Raw genomic sequence first — 18,478 nt, 5'->3', positions numbered from 1 at the left:
TATAATTTTTATGTTTACTTTTTTGCCTATAACACTAATGCTATATTATATAGCTCCTAGAGGTATTAGAAATTTAGTGTTACTTGTTATAAGTTTAGTATTTTATGCATGGGGAGAACCTGTGTATGTGTTTTTAATGATGTTTACAACTTTATTTGATTTTTTCATGGGATTAATTATAGATAAGTACAGAGGATACAATATGTCTAAAATCATATTTATACTAACTATAGTAGTCAACTTGGGAATATTAGGATTTTTTAAATATTATGGGTTTGTGATTGAAAATATAAATACTTTATTTTCTTTAAATATATCGTATTCACAATTACCATTACCTATAGGAATATCTTTTTATACATTCCAAACTTTATCTTATGTAGTAGATGTATATCTAAATAAGGTAGCACTACAAAGAAGCATTGTGTCATTTTCGCTTTATGTATCGATGTTCCCACAACTTGTTGCAGGGCCTATAGTTAGGTACTCTGATGTTGACTATCAAATAGATAACAGAAAAGAAAGTATAAACAAATTTGGAGAAGGCGCACAGAGATTTATACAAGGTTTAGGAAAAAAAGTATTATTTGCTAATAACATAGGTATGTTATTTACAAGTATTCAAGCACTAGATATAAGCTCTATATCAATTTTAACTTCATGGTTAGGTATAATAGCTTATACTCTTCAGATATACTTTGACTTTAGTGGATATAGCGATATGGCAATAGGGCTTGGAAAGATGTTTGGTTTTGAATTTATAGAAAACTTTAACTACCCTTATGTATCAAAGAGTGTTACAGAGTTTTGGAGAAGATGGCATATAAGTCTTGGGAGTTGGTTTAGAGAATATGTATATATACCTTTGGGTGGAAATAGATGTTCTGTGCCAAATCAAGTTAGAAATTTATTTATAGTTTGGTTTTTAACAGGATTATGGCATGGATCAAGTTGGAACTTTATAGTATGGGGTCTATATTATGGAGCAATACTTTTTATAGAAAAAGTATTCTTAAAAAATATGCTAGAAAACATTCCATCTATTATAAGGCATGCATATACTATGATACTTGTCATGATAGGTTGGGTATTCTTTGCTAATGATAGTATGGTAAATGCATTAGAATATATAAAAACTATGTTTGGATTAAATGGAAACAAGTTTATAGATACTACATTTATATACTACTTGTATACCAATATAATAATTTTAATTCCAATAATATTATGTTCAACTCCTTTGGTTAATATATTATATAAAAAAATAGTATACAAGAAAAAATGGGGAAGAATACTTGGGTTAGCTATAAATGTAATTATTTTATTTGTAGCTACTGCGTACTTAGTAAATGCTACCTATAATCCTTTCTTATACTTTAGATTCTAGGAGGATTATTATGAAAAATTATAAAAATAAAATGTATAAAAAAAAGATAATAAAAAATAAGTATTTTAAAATTTTAGCATTGTTATTTTTAGCATTCATATTTGGGATTGTTATTTTAAATACTATAACTAAAGATAAGCAATTTTCAGAGTCTGAAAATAGAATACTAGCTAAAAAACCTAAGTTTACCATTGAAAAATTATTAGAAGGTAGATTTAGTACAAAATATGAAAAATATAAAGTAGACCAATTTATAGGAAGAGATTTTTTTATAAATGTAAAGTCGCATATAGATAAAATGCTTGGTAAAAATGAGAATAATGGAGTATATATATGTGATGATGGATATCTTATGGAAGATTTTAAACGTCCAGATGAAAAATATTTAAATGAAAATATAAAAGCTATAAATGATTTTTCTAAAAAACATGAGAAAATAAATCAGTATATGCTTATAGCACCTAACGCAATTAGCATATTAGATGATAAGCTTCCAAAGTTTGCGCCAATTATAAATCAAAAAAAATACTTAGATGATTTAAACAAATCATTAAATGATAAAATAAACTTTGTGGATGGATATAAGGCTCTTAATAATCACAAGAGTGAGTATATATATTATAAAACTGATCACCACTGGACAACATTAGGAGCTTATTATGGATTCTTAGAAAGTGCTAAATCAATGAAATTAGATGTTAAAGCTAACAATTATAATATAGAGCCAGTAACTAATGATTTTCATGGAACATTATATTCTAAAAGTGGATTTGCATCTAAAGATTCAGATATAGTAAATGCTTATCTTCCAAAGAATAAAGAAGATGAAGTAGTAGTAAATTATGTAGAAGAAAAGAAAAAATCACCATCTATATATGACAGTAAAAAATTACAAGGTAAAGATAAATACGAAGTATTTTTAGGGGGGAATCATCCACTACTTAAGATAAATACTACATCAAAGAGTGAGAAAAAATTGCTTTTAATAAAAGATTCTTATGCAAATAGTTTTGTTCAATTTTTAACTCCTTACTTTAGTGAAATAGTTATGGTTGACCCTAGATATTTTTATGAAGATATAGAAAAATTAATAGATAAAGAAAAAATAACGGACATGCTTTATTTATATAATGCTAATACATTTTTCTCAGATACATCACTATCAGCAGTTTTAAATAATATATAAAATTAAATTCTATTAGGACAGAGAGATGAAAAAAAATCACTCTGTTCTTTTTTTGTATTTTTAATTATAATATATAGGTGAAAGAGAAAAATATTAGTTATTAAATTTAAAAAATAAATAAAATTAATAAAAAGGGAGAAATAAAAATGCTAAAAAAAATGGGGTTAATAAAAGATTTAGCATCAAAGATAGGTCGTAAAAAAGCTTATGAGTTGTTAGAAATGGTAGAAGGTAGTCAGCCGTTTGTAGCTGAAGTTAAAATAACAAGAGCTGGAATAACTTCTAAAAAAGAAGAAATAATATTAAAAGAAAATCAAAAAATTATACTTGAATATATTGAAAAATAGTAAAAAGGCTGGTTGACTAATTAAAGTTAATACAGCCTTTTTACTATAATGCATTAATATGTAACATTAGTGTAACAGTATAGTATTATAATGTTTACAATGAAACATTATAATACTATTAACATTAAAAAACTGAAATAAAGTAGGTGTAGGAATGAAAGTATTAATAGCTGATGATGAAGTGAGTATGTTAAAAATATTAAAAGCATACTTTGAAAAAGAACAATGTGAAGTAATTACTGCAAAAGATGGACAAGAAGCATTGGAAGTATTTTATAATAATAAAGTAGATTTAGCAATTTTGGACTGGATGATGCCTAAAATAGATGGTATAAAAGTGTGTAAAAAAATAAAAGAAATCAGTAATACCAAAGTACTAATGCTTACAGCTAAAAGTGAAAATGAAGATGAAATAGATGCGCTAAATTGTGGAGCTGATGAATATATAAGAAAGCCTTTTGATCCTAGAGTTTTAATAATAAGAGCGAAAAAACTTGCTGGAAGTAATGAAGTTTTTAAAATAGATGATTTAAAAATAGATTTTAAAACTAATAAAGTTTACAAAGGTGAAGACGAACTTAATTTAACTAATAAAGAACTACAACTCTTAAAATGTTTTATAAGTAATAAAGGTGCAATACTTTCAAGAAAAAAGTTATTAGACTTAGTATGGGGAATGGATTACTATGGAGATGATAGAACTGTAGATACTCATATAAGAAGACTAAGGTCTAAAATAGGAGAAGATATAATAACAACTCATAGAGGTATAGGGTATAGCTTGGAGGAATTTAATGACTAAATTAAATAAAAAATTATCTATGAGCATATGCATAATAGTTATAATGGTATCAATAGTTTCTTTAACTATTAATAAAATGTTTATACATAAATATTACTTATATGAAAAAAAGAAAATTATAAATAATATAGGTGAAGAAGTAAAAAATATGGATACAAAAAAATTGATTTCAGATATTAAAGTTATTGAAGACAAGTATAATATCACCATTGTATATTTACCAATAGATATAAATATTGAACATAACGAAGAAGAGATAACAGAAAACTTTATAAATAAATTTTTTATAAAAGATCTTAGTCTGAAAAAATTTTGGATTTCAAATGATATACTTAAATCCCTAAAGCAAGGTAGCATAAATAAAATTTACAACCAAGGAAAATCAAAATATAGTTTATTAGTTAAATTTATGGAAAAAGATAATTATGTATTTGCAGTTGCAACACCTATAGAACACTCAGAAGATACAATAGCAATTATAAATAAATTTTATATTATTATGAGTTTATTTTCTATAATAGCAATAACACTGTTAACTTTTATACTATCAAATAAAATTATAAAACCTATAGAAAAGTTGAAAATTTTATCTAAAGATATATCTAGATTAAACTTTAGGCGTGAAGAGATAAAAACTAATGATGAAATAGAAGAATTAGCAAATAGTATAAATAAAATGAGTTTAAGTTTAGAAAAAGCACATAATGAACTTAACAAAAGAAATCAAAATTTAAAAACTTTTATAAGTGATGCATCACATGAAATGAAAACTCCAATATCCCTTATTAAAGTTTATAGTATGGGGATTCAAGATGGAATGGATGATGGTACATATATTGATACTATAATTCATCAATCTGAAAATTTAACTAATATTGTAAATACATTATTGTATTGGGCTAAGTATGAGAAAAAGGAAATGAAATTAAGTAAAGTAGACTTAAAAGTAAAATTATTACAATGTATTAAAAATTATGATATGCTTATAAAAGAAAACAATATAGATGTCACTCTTAAAATAGACGACAATGCAATTATGGTTAATGCAGATGAAAGTAATATAGAGATAGTTTTAAATAATTTAATAAGTAATGCAATTAAATATAACAATGATAATAAGATTGATGTATGTTTATTAAAAGATAGCCAAGAAGTATTTTTATCTGTAAGTAATGGAAGTAAGGATATAAATAAAGAAGATATAGATAATATTTGGAAACCGTTTTATGTATTAGAGAAATCAAGAAATAAAGATTTATCAGGAACTGGCTTAGGCCTTAGCATAGTAAAAGAAATATTAGAGGCACATAATGTTTTATATGGTGTTAAGGTTTATGATAAAAAGATAGAATTCTTTATTGTATTTGATAGTTTATAAAATGTAACATAGTAATTATAAATTTAAAGAAGATAAAAAAGATTTACTAATAAAAAGTAAATCTTTTTTATTGGAAAAATAAATTTTGATATTTTAAAACTTATTATTTATTTAAATCATTTAATCCGTCAAAATCATTTCCTGTTATAACTAATACATCTTGAGGAAGAATATTAGTAGCTCCATTTGGAATTAATACCTCTCCTTTACGTTTTATCATTACGATAAGTAAATCTTGTGGTATATTAGAATCCATTATGGACTTATTTGCAATCTTGCTATTATCACTAATAGTTACTTCTGTTAACTTTGTGCTTGTATCTTCTCTATAGTCATTAAATGTTTTTAAGACTTGAGATTCATCATCTATTAAATCGAGTTTTTTAGCAACAAGAGGTAGCAGTGTACCTTGGATTCCAACAGAGAATAAAGCAACAAAGAAAACTATATGGAAGATATCGCTTTCAATAGGCACGCCATAAGTGACTGCATATATTGCAAATACTATTGAAGCTGCACCTCTAAGACCTACCCAAGATACAAAGATTTGTTGTTTTAAAGGAGTTTTAAACCAACTTAATATACTAAAAGTTGCAATTGGCCTTGCTATAAAAATCATAAACATGGATATAGCGAAACCTTCTAATATTATAGATGGTAATTTAGATGGGAATGATAATAATCCTAGTATGAAGAACAACATGATTTGCATAATCCATGATATTCCATCAAAGAATTGAAACATGCTCTTTTTATGAGGAATTTTACTGTTACCTATTATAAGACCTGTCATATATACAGATAGATATCCGTTACCACCAAAATGCTCACTTAATGCATAAGACAATACTGCTATTGCCATAACAAATATAGGATAAAATCCATCTATTTCGAAATGAACACGTCTTAATAGATAGATAGTAAGCTTAGCTAGTAAAACTGCACATATAATTCCTACTATAACTTGGTTTAATAACATAGGGATTATTGTATCATAACCCTTATTTCCCATTAGTCCTAATATAATTACAGTTAGCATATAAGCGAACGGGTCGTTACTTCCACTTTCAATTTCTAATATTGAAGCAAGTGAGCCTTTTAAGTTTAGTTTTTGAGAACGTAGTATAGCAAATACTGATGCAGCATCTGTAGAAGCAACTATAGACCCTATAAGTAGCCCTTCTAATAAACTTGTGTTAAATACTTTAAAACAAAAGAAACCTGTTAAGCCAGCGGTGATCACAACACCTAATGTTGATAGAAGTATAGATGGAATAGCAATGGGTTTAGCCATTTCCCAGCTAGTACCGAATCCTCCATAAAACATTATGAAAATTAACCCAATAGAACATAGTTGACTTGTTAGTTCGTAGTTGTCAAAATATATTCCGATAATACCATCAGACCCAGATAACATTCCTAAGACTATAAAAATCAAAAGAATTGGAATTCCGAATTTGTATAAAATTTTACTTGAAGTTATGCATATGAGTAGAACTAATGCACATGTAATCATTAAGCTAGTCAAATAATAATACCTCCTTATGTTGAATTTTGTAGTTAGATATGGTGCTTTAGAATATACATTAAAAAAATGATTTGTTTGTATAATGTTTCGTATAATTTAATTTTAACATATAGTCACTATAAAAGTATAGATATATTTTAACCTATTAATGTAACACATATGTAACATTAATAAGTTAAAGTTGTTTTAGAGGTGAAGAAAATGAGAAAAAAAATATCGATAATTATGAGTTTAATAATTATGGGAAGCGTACTTTCTGGGTGTAATAACAAAACTGTAGTAAATAAAGAAGTACAAGAAAATCAAGTTAACAACTTAGACTTTACATTTGATGTAAATCCTAAAAATTTTGAAGTAAATGTAATGGTAAACGGTAAAAAAGAAACTGTGTCTAATAAAATACAAGAAAGAGAAGTGTCAAATTTAAAAAAATCTGAGAAAGAGGTTTCATGGAGTTATCCAAAAGAAAATATAGATATTAGTATAAAGAAAGAAAAAGATTATTTGGATGTAGACATAAAATCAAATGATAAAGAAAAAAATAGCTTTACTTGGCCTAATGTAAGTGGGGAAAGTTATTACCTTCCTATTAATGAAGGTAAATTTATACCAAGTAATGATAAGTATTGGAAAGAATACTTAAATGAACAAGTATATAATGTTATAGAATCATTTTCTATGCAATTCTTTGCTATAAATAAAGACAATATTTCTATATCATATATTATAAAAAATAAATTTAATAATGAGATGAAATTTGATACTAAAGATAAAATTAATTTTGAATTTAAACATAAATATCCAAGTATAAATAAAGATAAAGAATATGGATTTAGAGTATATGTAACGCCTAAAAATGTAGTAGATGTAGCTAAAAATTATAAAAATTATATTATTGAAAAAGATGAATTTAAAACTTTAGAAGAAAAAGCTAAGGAAAATAAAAATATTGAAAAACTTTATGGTGCTCCTCATATATATTTTTGGGATAAATCAATAGTTACAGAGAATGATATTAAATGGAATTTATTGAAAAATAATATACCAAGTAACTTAGAAAATTGGATAAAAGAATTGTTAAATATAAAAATAGAAGATGGAAAACAAGCTGCAAAAGTATTTGATACTATGAAGACTCAAGACTATGTTGATAAATTTCAAAAGTCAGAAATAGTAAGATCTTTTAACCAAGTTATGCTACTAAAAGAGTTTTACAATCCTAGTGTATTTAAAAATACTGATAAAGAAATTGATAAATTAATAAAAAAAGGGATCGATAATTTAAATAAGGTAGAACTGATAGAATTAAATAAAATGTTGTTAAAGTCACAATTAAAAGACTCGACGATACCAACAGAAAATTGGGCGAAATCTAATACTGTAGATGTATTAGATGATATAAAAAAATCAGGTATAGAAAATGCATGGATAGGGTTTGATGATATAGAAGCTGGATATGTGTCACCAACGCTTGTTGATAATGCTCAGAAGGATGGATATTTAGTAGGACCATATGACTCATACCATTCTATACACAAGCCAGGTAAAGAAAAGTGGAGTACAGCTAAATTTGAAGATAAGTCTTTATATGAAAATGCTACAATAGAAAATGAAAAAGGTGAAAAACTACAAGGATTCCAAGGCACAGGCAGAAAATTAAATCCAACATTATCTCTTCCAAGTGTTAAAAATAGAGTAAGCAATATAATGAAAGATGGATATAAATTTAATTCTTGGTTTATAGATTGTGATGCCACTGGAGAAATATATGATGATTATTCAAAAGAACATATAACAACACAACAACAAGACTTAAATGCAAGACTTGAAAGAATGGATTACATTAGAGAAAAAGAAAACATGGTTATAGGTTCAGAAGGAGGAAATGATTTTGCAAGTAAAGCTATAGCATTTGCCCATGGATTAGAAACGCCAGCATTCTCTTGGGTAGATGAAGATATGAATAAAAATAAAGACAGTGAGTATTATGTAGGAAGATACTACTCAACAACTGGTGGAGTGCCAGAGGTATTTTCTAAAGAAGTTCCAGTAAAAGAATTATATAAAAAAATATTTATAGATGAAACTTATTCGATTCCTTTGTTTAGATTAGTATATAATGATTCAGTTATAACTTCATATCACTGGCTATGGGGAACTTTTAAAATAAAGGATGAAGTTGAAAATAGAATGATGAGTGAAATTTTATATAATACACCACCTATGTACCATATTGATAAAAATCAGTGGAATAAGTATAAAGACAAAATAATATCTCATAATAAGGTATGGTCAGATTTTAACAAAAAAGCAATAAAAGAGCCAATGACAAGCTTTAAAATTTTATCACAAGATAGATTAGTTCAAAGTAGTACATTTGGGGAAAAATTAACTGTGGTTGCTAATTTCTCAAATAATAATTTTAAATATAAAGAAGATACAATAAAAGCAAAATCACTTATAATATATGATGGAAGCAATAAAATAGTGTATAAACCATAAAGTAATGAAAGCATGCTCTAAAATATAAGAGTATGCTTTTATTACTTTTAAAAATGGTTAAATATAAAAAACGTAACACTTACGTAACAAATTAGTAGTAAAATTTAGGTATATTAGAAAAAAATAATTGTTAAAAATATAAAATAAGACATAAAAATCTATTTTGTAATAATATTTGACATGTTATTGTTGTATAATAGAATAGATGAAAACATCAAAGGGAGAATTTAAATATGAAAAATAAAAAGCTTATAATAATACTAATAATAGTAGCCGCAATATCTTTAATAGGTGGATATTATGTAATGCAGTTAAATTCATTACAGGAGATAAATAAAGTAGAAATGAAGGTAGATGATTATATAAACTATTCTGATCAAATAAGTGCAAATAAGGCTCAAGTGAATTGGAAATATGTAGCATCTGTAGTTGGTGTAATTGAGAAGAATAAATTAAAAAATGTAAGTGAGTCACAAATAAAAGAAGTAGCAAGTTTGTTTATAAAAAAAGAAAATAAAACTTATAAATTAAACTCTTTAGACAATGTAATTGAAGAATTAGATTTTAGTAAGAGCGAAAAGAAAAGAGCACATGACTATGTTGAAGATTTAAAAGATTATGGGATTACACCTAGTAAGTTAAAATCAGATACTAAGTACATGAAATTTATAAATGGTATAAAAGAAGGGGCTATAAAAAATTATAAAAAATATAAAATTTTACCATCAATAACAATAGCCCAAGCAATACTTGAAACAGGATGGGGAAATTCGGATTTAGCCGGTAAATATAATAACTTATTTGGAATAAAAGCAGATAAGTCTTGGACAGGAGAATATGTAACATTAGAAACTAGTGAATTCTCAAATACAATAATAAATGATAAATTTAGAAAATATGAAGATAAAAATCAATCAATTTATGACCATGCAAAGTTTTTATATGAAAATAAGAGATATAAGGAAAATGGTGTTTTTGAGGCTAACACATATAAAGTTCAAGCTAATGCATTGCAAGAAGCAGGATATAGTACATTAATGGATAATAATGGAGAAAAAATATATTCTAAAAAGCTAATACAATTAATACAACAGTATAATTTACAATTGATAGATAATGAAGCTCAAAGTATAAATTAAAATTAAATAATTATCATAAATAACTAAAACCCCCCATATAAAATTATAAAAAAGTATTCAAGTAGATATTTTCAAAATTAAACTTTTTATAATCTTATATGGGGGTATTATGATTAGTCTAGATATAAAAATAAATGAGATAAAAAACAATCTTATGGATAAAAATATAAAGGCTATAAGAAATAATAAATTAAAAAAAATAAAATATGAAAATACAAAAAAAATAGAATTTAAAGATGAAATTTTGATTAAAGAATATAATTATTATGTTAGGTTATTAAAAAAAATTAAAAAATATATAAATAACCAAGAAAATATAATAACTATATTTGATGTAGAAAATAAAGAAAACAAGATAGTCTATATAGTCATAACTATAGATATACAAGAGATAAATGTTGGAATACCAATAAAAATAAATATAATAACGGGAGATACAAACTATACGTATATGTATTGTACATATTATGAAAGAAAAGAAAATTCAGTATTGTACATAAATGATTTTACATCGATAAAACCTAACAAGGGTTACGGAGGTCTTTTGCTTAAAAAATTAGATTATATTATAAGTGAGATAAATAAAAAAATTAGAAATTATAATTTAAAAGAAATTAAAACAATAGAAGGCAAAATGCTAGCAAATAAAAACGTAATAAGTGAAAAAAACTTAAGAAAGTTATATATAAAATATGGATTTGAAATAGATAATAAAAATAATATGAAAAGAAATGTAGTGATTATATGATAAATAATCTAGCAAACTTGTTAAAATAATATTAAATATATTTTTATGCTATAATGAATAGTTACATATGAAAAAATAAGGAGCAAAAGATGAACAATAAATTTACTGATTTTAAATTAAATAAAAATATAATAAAAGCATTAAACAACCTAGAATATAAAAATCCTTCAAAGGTACAAGAAAAAGTAATACCAAAGCTTATAAATAAAGAAGATACAATAGTTAAGTCAAAAACAGGAAGTGGTAAAACTGCAAGTTTTGCAATTCCAATATGTGAAAATATAGATATAGAGAATACAAATATACAAGCACTTATAGTAGTACCGACTAGAGAGCTAGCTCTTCAAGTTAAAGATGAAATATCTAATATAGGACGATTAAAAAAAATAAGATGTAGTGCTATATTTGGAAGACAACCAATAAAAGAACAAATATCAAGTTTAAAGCAAAGAGTGCATGTAGTAGTAGCAACGCCAGGTAGAATAATAGACCATATACAAAGGAAAACTATTAATATACAAAATATAAATTATTTGATAATAGATGAAGCAGATAAAATGTTAAACAAAGGATTTATAGAACAAATAGATATAATATTTGAAAACTCACCAAGTAAAAAAACAATAGGGCTTTTTTCAGCTACAATAGATAAAGATATACAATATGTAAGTCAAAAATATATGAACAATCCAAGCATGGTAGAGATAGAAAATCATGAAGAAATAAATAAAAAGCAAATAGATGAAAGCTATGTAAAAATTGAAGAAAAAGATAAGTATGAGATGTTAAAAAAGTTAATATACTCTGAGAGTCCAAAATCACTTATGATATTTTTAAATACAAGAGAAAGAGTTAACAAGCTTTACAATCAAATGAAAAAAGATAAATTTTTAGTAAAAGAAATTCATGGAGATATGTCGCAAGAAAAACGTATATATGCAATAAAAGATTTTAAAGAATTTAAGTTTAATGTATTAGTTAGTAGTGATGTGGCATCTAGAGGGATTCATATAGATGATATTTCTTTAGTAATAAACTATGACGTTCCAAGAGATAAAGAAAACTATATACACAGGATAGGTAGAACAGGAAGAAAAGATAAGTTTGGAAAAGCCATAACTATGGTAAATAATAAAGATGAAAAATATATAAATGAAATACAAGATTATATTGGATATGAAATAAAAGAACTAAGCGATATAAGAGAAGAAAAAGCTAAAGATGGAAAAATTAAATTTGAAGAAATGCAAAAAAAGCTTTTAAAAGACAAAAGAGTTAAAAGTGTTCCTAAAAAAGTACATAGTGAAATTACTAGGATATACTTAAACTGTGGAAAAAGGAAAAAGATAAGAAATTTAGATATAGTTGGAGCGATAAGTAATTTAGATGGAATAGAAGGCAAAGATATAGGAGTTATAGAAGTCCAAGATTTATGTTCTTATGTAGATATATTAAATCATAAGGGAGAAGCATTATTAAAAAAATACAAAGAGATAAACATAAAAAAGAAACCTGTAAAAATAAAAAGAGATAATCAAAACCAATAAGTTATTATTAAAAAATATATAAAATAAAAAAGCTTAGAATTCCCTAAGCTTTTTTATTTGAAAATATCTGACAATTCTATATTAGTTTTACGAGTAGTAGATGGAATATCCTTGTTATTATTCTCACAAAGATTAGTCTTAATTGGCAATTGTACTATAAATGAAGTACCCTCACCCAACTTCGAATCTACAGTAATATTTCCGTCGTGTAACTTAACAAAATACTTAACCACTGATAATCCAATTCCACTTCCTTCATTTTGTCTAGTAAATCCTTTATCTATTTGCATAAATTTATCGAATATTTTAGATAAATTTAAATCATCTATGCCTATGCCATTATCTTGAACAATAAAGTTTAGATTATCTTCATCAGCTAAAATAGTTGCAAATACATCTTTATTATCCTCAGAAAATTTGATAGCATTAGAAAGTAAGTTAAGTGTTAATCTTTCGATTTTTTCACAGTCAACACACATAAATAATTCTTCTATATTTGTATCAAAAACTACATTTAAGTTCTTAGAATTTGCATATGGAACAACAGATAAAACAGTATCTTCTATTAAATTAATTATATTGACAGTTTTAAGCTTTAAGTCAACGCAGCCTGAATCAATTTTTGCAATATCTATAATGTTATTTGTTAATCTAAGTAATCTATTAGAATTTTGAGCTATTATATTTAAGTTATTAGTAATGCTTTGTTCATTAGTAATATCTTCTTTAGATAATAAAACGTTTAAAAGTTGATTAGCAGAACTTATAACTGTTACAGGTGTTCTAAGTTCATGACTTATATTAGCTATAAAATTATTTTTAGCAATGTTTGTGTCTTCAACGATTTTTTTAGCTTTTTTTAATTCTTCTTTATGTTTTAATATCATCTTATGATGAAGAGCTACTGTAATAATAATTAATACTAATCCAGATATATTAAAAAGTGCGGGAATAACAATGTTCATATTTTTAATCGAAACTATTACATAAGTAAAAATTAAAATAAAAATAACTAAAGCAATAAATTGTGTACGTTTTTTTTTCATAGTCAGACATCCTTATTGGTTGAATATAGTTTACAACTTAAATTATACCAAATTATTGTATTAATAAGATTATAAATATAAATTTTTTTATATTTGCTTTATACTAGTTTGCAAAAAAATATAAATATAATTCATTTTAATAAAAAAATATTAATAAAAAGGATAATTATATTTTATGTGAAATTAGTAATATAATAATGCTTTTTTATTAGGTCCCAGTTATAAAAAATAAAGCTGTTTTAAACATAGGGAGGGATTATTTTTGAAAGAAGAAATATATAGTGAAGTGATTGAAAAAATAATCGAAAGTATCGATGAGGGAATACACTTTATAGACAAAGATGGCAATACAATCATATATAACAATTCTATGGCAAAATTAGAGCAAATGGATAAAAAGGATGTATTAAACAAACCATTTGTAGACGTATTGCAAAGTATGGAAATAAAAAATAGCACTTTACTTAAAGTTTTAAAAAATAAAAAAGATATAAAAGATAATGTACAAAAATATTTAAATAAAGATGGCAAGGAAATAACTACTATAAATAATACAGTACCTATAGTAGTAGGAGAGAAACTTATTGGCGCTTTAGAAGTATCAAAGAATATGACTCAAATTCAGATGTTATCAGAACAAATTTTAAAACTTAAAGAATCTAAATTTAATAAATCAAATAACCCTGAAAAATTAGGATACAATTTTGATGATATAATTGGAGAAAGTGAATCTATTCAAAAGTCTATTAAAATATCGAAAAAAGCATCAAAGAGTGATGCTACAGTTTTAATATATGGCGAAACTGGAACGGGTAAAGAACTAATAAGTCAGTCTATTCATTATGACAGTAAAAGGTGTGACCAACCCTTTATAGCACAAAATTGTGCAGCACTTCCAGAAAGCTTATTAGAAGGAATATTATTTGGAACGGTAAAAGGTGGATTTACAGGTGCAGTTGATAGACCAGGATTATTTGAACAAGCTAATAAAGGAACTTTATTATTAGATGAAATAAACTCCATGCCACTGCAACTTCAAGCTAAGTTACTTAGAGTGCTTCAAGAAGGATATGTAAGGCGTGTTGGAGGAACTAAAGATATATATGTTGATGTTAGAGTTATAGCTACAACTAATGAAAATCCAATTGATATATTAAGCGAAGGTAAAATTAGAAAAGACTTGTATTATAGATTGAATGTAATTTATATACAAATACCACCTCTTAGAGAAAGAGGGAATGACATAATATTGCTTTCGAACAAATTTATAGAAAAATACAATAAGAAACTAAGTAAAAGTATAAAATCTATATGTGATATGGGGATTAAAAAACTTAGAAATCATTATTGGCAAGGTAATGTTAGAGAACTAGAAAATACTATATATTCTAGTATGAGCATGATGGATGATGAAGAAATTTTAACTGAAGATATGATAAATATAAATGAATACAAAACTAATGTGGCTGAGAATATGTATGTTGTAGATATAGATGCTAGACCTCTAGACTGGGTTGTTGCAGATATTGAAGAAAGATATATTAATGAAGCATTAAATAAAGCCAATGAAAATGTAACTAAGGCTGCAGCCATCTTAGGACTTTGTAGACAAAACTTACAATATAAAATGAAAAAATATAATATAACGAGGAAATAACAAAAAAGAGCAAAAAATCTTGCATATGTGCAAAATTTAATGCTCTTTTTTTATATTTAAATAAATTCTAAGATTTGAAATTATTTTAAATTATATAAAATTGAAAAAAATATTAATGTCAGAAAAATTTGATAATTGATTCATTTTATAAGGTTTGAAACTAAATATAAAACAATATCAAAATTAAAAATACTTTGTAAATTAAAATTACTAAATAATGGCACAAGAATTGCTTTAATAAAAGATAGGAAAAATAATAAGGGGGAATTTAAAGATGAGAAATGTTAGAGTTGGTATTTGGGGATTTGGAGCTATGGGAAGTGGAATGGCTAAAATGCTTCTTAAGAAAAAAGGAATAGAAATAGTTGGAGTATGTGATATGCATCCAGATAGAGTAAACAAAAGTATTTATGATGTATTAGGATGTGAAAAAGAAGAAAGACGTGAAGTTATAATAAAATCTGATGCAGATGTAGTATTTACTGATGAATGTGCAGATGTTGTTTTGTTAGCTACAGACTCTTTTACAAAAGGTGCATTTGATAAAATAAAGCTTATATTAGAAAAGAAAATAAATGTTATATCAACAGCAGAAGAGATGGCATATCCAAAAGCTCAAGAACCAAAATTAGCTAAAAAATTAGATGAAATAGCTAAAGCAAATGGGGTGTCAGTTTTAGGGACAGGTATAAATCCAGGATTTGTACTTGATTTATTAATACTTGCATTAAGTGGAACTTGTGAAGAAGTAGATTACATAAAAGCAGCTAGAGTTAACGATCTATCACCATTTGGAACAGCAGTTATGGTAGAACAAGGTGTTGGTGCTACTAAAGAAGCATTTAAAAAGGGTGTAGAAAATGGATCAATAGCAGGTCATGTAGGATTCCCAGAATCTATAAATATGATAACTGAAGGTATAGGATGGAATTTAGAAAAAATAGACCAAACTAGAGAACCAATAATGAGTAATGTATATAGAAAAAGTGAGTATGCAGAGGTCCAAGCTGGAAATGTAGCAGGATGCAAGCAATGTGGATATGGGTATGTTGATGGAGTTATGAAAATAGAAATGGAACATCCACAACAAATACTACCTCAATTAGAAGGTTTATCAACAGGAGATTATGTAAGTATAAAAGGAGTACCAAATATAGATTTACAAATAACTCCAGAAATACCAGGTGGAATAGGAACTATAGCAATGTGTGTAAACTCTATACCTCATGTTATAAATGCAATTCCAGGGCTTAAGACTATGCTTGATATACCAGTTCCTAGAGCTATGATGGGGGATGTTCGTGAGTTAGTTTTATTAAAAGAAAGTGCAAAAGCTTAAAAAATAAAAATATAATCAAAAGTTTAAGCTAATTAAGCAATTTATGAAAAATAGGTAAAATTAAAGTCTTAGTTAGCTTAATTAATATAAAGGAGATTGATTAGAATGGATGCTAGACGTGGAGATTGGGTGATAATCCATAATACTGTGCTTGACTCAAGCCAAAGGGCACCTCAGGTTCCGGAGGATACAAAGTTACATCCTCTAGAAACATGGGTTAAGGGATTTATAGATAGAGATGCAAATATTTCTGATTTAGTTAAAGTAAAAACTATTACAGGAAGATGTGTAGAAGGAAATTTAGTAAACGTAAATCCTTACTATACTCATGATTATGGTAAATGTATACCAGAGTTACTTCAAATAGGACTTCAAGCAAGAGATATTCTATTTGGGGGTGAATTAAATGATTAAGGACAATAGCTACCAAGCTGTAATGAATAGAAAAAATGAAATAATGAAAAACGCTATAGGAATAGATTATTCACTTTTTGAAAATGATGGAGTATCTTTTGAATATGAAAAAATGATGAGAGAAACGGGATACTCTTTAGACGAAATAGAAAAGATTCAATCAAATTTTGCAGTAGGTAATACACCTATAATAGAACTTAAAAATATAACTGCATTAGCTAGAAAAGTTGCACCAAAAGGAAAAGGAGCAAGAATATTTATAAAGGATGAAGCAGCAAATGCATCTGGTAGTTTTAAAGCAAGACGTGCTGCAACTGCTGTATATCATGCTAAAAAAATGGGATATAAAGGAGTAATAGCAGCAACTAGTGGAAACTACGGGGCAGCAGTAGCATCACAAGCTGCTATGCAAGGTCTTAAATGTATAATAGTTCAAGAGTGTTATGATAGCAGAGGCATTGGTCAACCTGAGATAATAGAAAAAGCAAGAAAATGTGAAGCTTATGGTGCAGAAGTTGTTCAATTAACAGTAGGACCAGAGTTATTTTATACATTTTTATTAATGCTAGAAGAAACTGGATATTTTAATGCATCACTATATTCTCCATTTGGAATAGCAGGAGTTGAAACTCTAGGTTATGAAATAGCTATGCAGTGCAGAGAAAGATTAGGAAAAGACCCAGATATAGTAGTTTGCACTAATGCAGGTGGTGGAAACTTAACAGGAACAGCTAGGGGGCTTATAAAAGCTGGTGCAAGTGATACTAAGATAGTTAGTGCGAGTGTAAATTTAAAAGGACTACATATGGCAAGTGACAATCATTTTAATAAGAAATCATTTACTACAGGTCATACCGGATTTGGAATACCATTTACTACTTGGCCAGACCGATCAGATGTACCAAGATCTGCAGCAAGACCACTTAGATATATGGATAGATATGTAACTGTAAATCAAGGTGAAGTTTTTTATATGACAGAACTTCTTGCTCAACTTGAAGGGTTAGAGAGAGGTCCAGCTGGAAATACTTCTTTAACGGCTGCATTTAGTTTAGCACAAGAGTTAGATGAAGACCAAGTTGTATTAGTTCAAGAAACAGAGTATACAGGTGCTGGAAAACATATAAATCCACAACTTACATTTGCTCGTGAGAATGGAGTAGAAATTAAATTTGGAAATCCACAAGATGAAATTTGTGGTGTAAATTTAATATTACCATCTCATCCAAATTTGATGAAAATTAATGATATAAACATGGAAAAAATAAGAAAATCTTATATAAAAAATGCTATAGAAAACAACAATATTTCTTCTTTAAGTGAAAAAGATATAAAATTCTTAGCTAAAGATGCCAAATGCAGTGAAGAATTTGTAAAAAATATAGCAGAGGAAATACTTTCAATAAAGTCTTGTTAAATATTTATAATAAGTAAACCTAAATAAAAAAGTATAAATAG

15 protein-coding genes are annotated in these 18,478 nt (G+C 26.3%); 13 read left to right on the top strand and 2 right to left on the bottom strand.

All coding sequences use genetic code 11. The annotated features are described in order from the left end of the window. Positions 1–10 precede the first annotated feature (10 nt). The 5 genes from QOZ84_RS03095 to QOZ84_RS03075 all read left to right on the top strand — a co-directional run bounded on the left by QOZ84_RS03095 (position 11) and on the right by QOZ84_RS03075 (position 5,100). Positions 11–1,387: an MBOAT family O-acyltransferase gene (locus QOZ84_RS03095; protein ID WP_331496503.1), complete on the top strand. Its 1,377-nt coding sequence runs from the start codon at positions 11–13 to the stop codon at positions 1,385–1,387. A 10-nt stretch (positions 1,388–1,397) separates the two neighbouring features. After that, positions 1,398–2,573: a DHHW family protein gene (locus QOZ84_RS03090; RefSeq protein WP_284131496.1), complete on the top strand. Its 1,176-nt coding sequence runs from the start codon at positions 1,398–1,400 to the stop codon at positions 2,571–2,573. Between the two features lie 146 nt (positions 2,574–2,719). Then, on the top strand, positions 2,720–2,920 hold the full coding sequence (locus tag QOZ84_RS03085; RefSeq protein WP_284131495.1) for a hypothetical protein: 201 nt from the start codon (positions 2,720–2,722) through the stop codon (positions 2,918–2,920). 154 nt (positions 2,921–3,074) lie between these two features. Continuing rightward, entirely contained in the window at positions 3,075–3,722 is a 648-nt protein-coding gene (locus tag QOZ84_RS03080; RefSeq protein ID WP_284131494.1) for a response regulator transcription factor, read from the top strand. Further along, the gene (locus QOZ84_RS03075; RefSeq protein WP_284131493.1) at positions 3,715–5,100 is read left to right on the top strand and encodes a sensor histidine kinase; all 1,386 of its coding nucleotides are present in this window, start codon (positions 3,715–3,717) and stop codon (positions 5,098–5,100) included. The genes QOZ84_RS03080 and QOZ84_RS03075 overlap by 8 nt, the downstream gene beginning before the upstream one ends. A 103-nt stretch (positions 5,101–5,203) precedes the next feature. On the opposite strand, the gene QOZ84_RS03070 is transcribed toward QOZ84_RS03075, so the two are convergent. Further along, positions 5,204–6,628, bottom strand: coding sequence for a potassium/proton antiporter (locus QOZ84_RS03070; protein WP_284131492.1), 1,425 nt, complete (start codon positions 6,626–6,628; stop codon positions 5,204–5,206). 201 nt (positions 6,629–6,829) lie between these two features. Between QOZ84_RS03070 and QOZ84_RS03065 the strand changes: the two genes are divergently transcribed. The 4 genes from QOZ84_RS03065 to QOZ84_RS03050 all read left to right on the top strand — a co-directional run bounded on the left by QOZ84_RS03065 (position 6,830) and on the right by QOZ84_RS03050 (position 12,564). After that, positions 6,830–9,130 (top strand): glycoside hydrolase, encoded by a 2,301-nt coding sequence (locus tag QOZ84_RS03065; RefSeq protein ID WP_284131491.1) that lies wholly within the window; start codon positions 6,830–6,832, stop codon positions 9,128–9,130. A 233-nt stretch (positions 9,131–9,363) separates the two neighbouring features. After that, positions 9,364–10,269 carry a glycoside hydrolase family 73 protein gene (locus QOZ84_RS03060; protein WP_284131490.1) on the top strand — a complete coding sequence of 302 codons (906 nt, stop codon included), beginning with the start codon at positions 9,364–9,366 and terminating at the stop codon, positions 10,267–10,269. A gap of 109 nt (positions 10,270–10,378) precedes the next feature. After that, positions 10,379–11,017: a hypothetical protein gene (locus QOZ84_RS03055; RefSeq protein ID WP_284131489.1), complete on the top strand. Its 639-nt coding sequence runs from the start codon at positions 10,379–10,381 to the stop codon at positions 11,015–11,017. Positions 11,018–11,106: 89 nt separating this feature from the next. Continuing rightward, entirely contained in the window at positions 11,107–12,564 is a 1,458-nt protein-coding gene (locus QOZ84_RS03050; protein ID WP_284131488.1) for a DEAD/DEAH box helicase, read from the top strand. A 53-nt stretch (positions 12,565–12,617) separates the two neighbouring features. Here QOZ84_RS03050 and QOZ84_RS03045 read toward each other — a convergent pair whose 3' ends face one another. Further along, the gene (locus tag QOZ84_RS03045; protein WP_284131487.1) at positions 12,618–13,610 is read right to left on the bottom strand and encodes a sensor histidine kinase; all 993 of its coding nucleotides are present in this window, start codon (positions 13,608–13,610) and stop codon (positions 12,618–12,620) included. Positions 13,611–13,872: 262 nt separating this feature from the next. On the opposite strand from QOZ84_RS03045, the gene QOZ84_RS03040 reads away from it, so the two are divergent. The 4 genes from QOZ84_RS03040 to ortB all read left to right on the top strand — a co-directional run bounded on the left by QOZ84_RS03040 (position 13,873) and on the right by ortB (position 18,437). Beyond that, entirely contained in the window at positions 13,873–15,267 is a 1,395-nt protein-coding gene (locus tag QOZ84_RS03040) for a sigma-54 interaction domain-containing protein (RefSeq protein WP_284131486.1), read from the top strand. 274 nt (positions 15,268–15,541) lie between these two features. Continuing rightward, the gene (gene ord, locus QOZ84_RS03035; RefSeq protein ID WP_284131485.1) at positions 15,542–16,606 is read left to right on the top strand and encodes a 2,4-diaminopentanoate dehydrogenase; all 1,065 of its coding nucleotides are present in this window, start codon (positions 15,542–15,544) and stop codon (positions 16,604–16,606) included. A gap of 105 nt (positions 16,607–16,711) precedes the next feature. Continuing rightward, a complete protein-coding gene (ortA, locus tag QOZ84_RS03030; RefSeq protein WP_284131484.1) occupies positions 16,712–17,020 on the top strand; it encodes a 2-amino-4-oxopentanoate thiolase subunit OrtA in 309 nt (102 codons plus the stop codon). Next, positions 17,013–18,437 carry a 2-amino-4-oxopentanoate thiolase subunit OrtB gene (gene ortB, locus QOZ84_RS03025; RefSeq protein ID WP_284131483.1) on the top strand — a complete coding sequence of 475 codons (1,425 nt, stop codon included), beginning with the start codon at positions 17,013–17,015 and terminating at the stop codon, positions 18,435–18,437. Before ortA ends, ortB begins: the two co-directional genes overlap by 8 nt. Positions 18,438–18,478: the final 41 nt, after the last annotated feature.

Origin of the sequence: Romboutsia sedimentorum (genome assembly GCF_030131845.1) — a bacterium.
Classification (GTDB): domain Bacteria; phylum Bacillota; class Clostridia; order Peptostreptococcales; family Peptostreptococcaceae; genus Romboutsia_D; species Romboutsia_D sedimentorum.
This window is presented reverse-complemented; position numbering and strand designations above follow the sequence as displayed.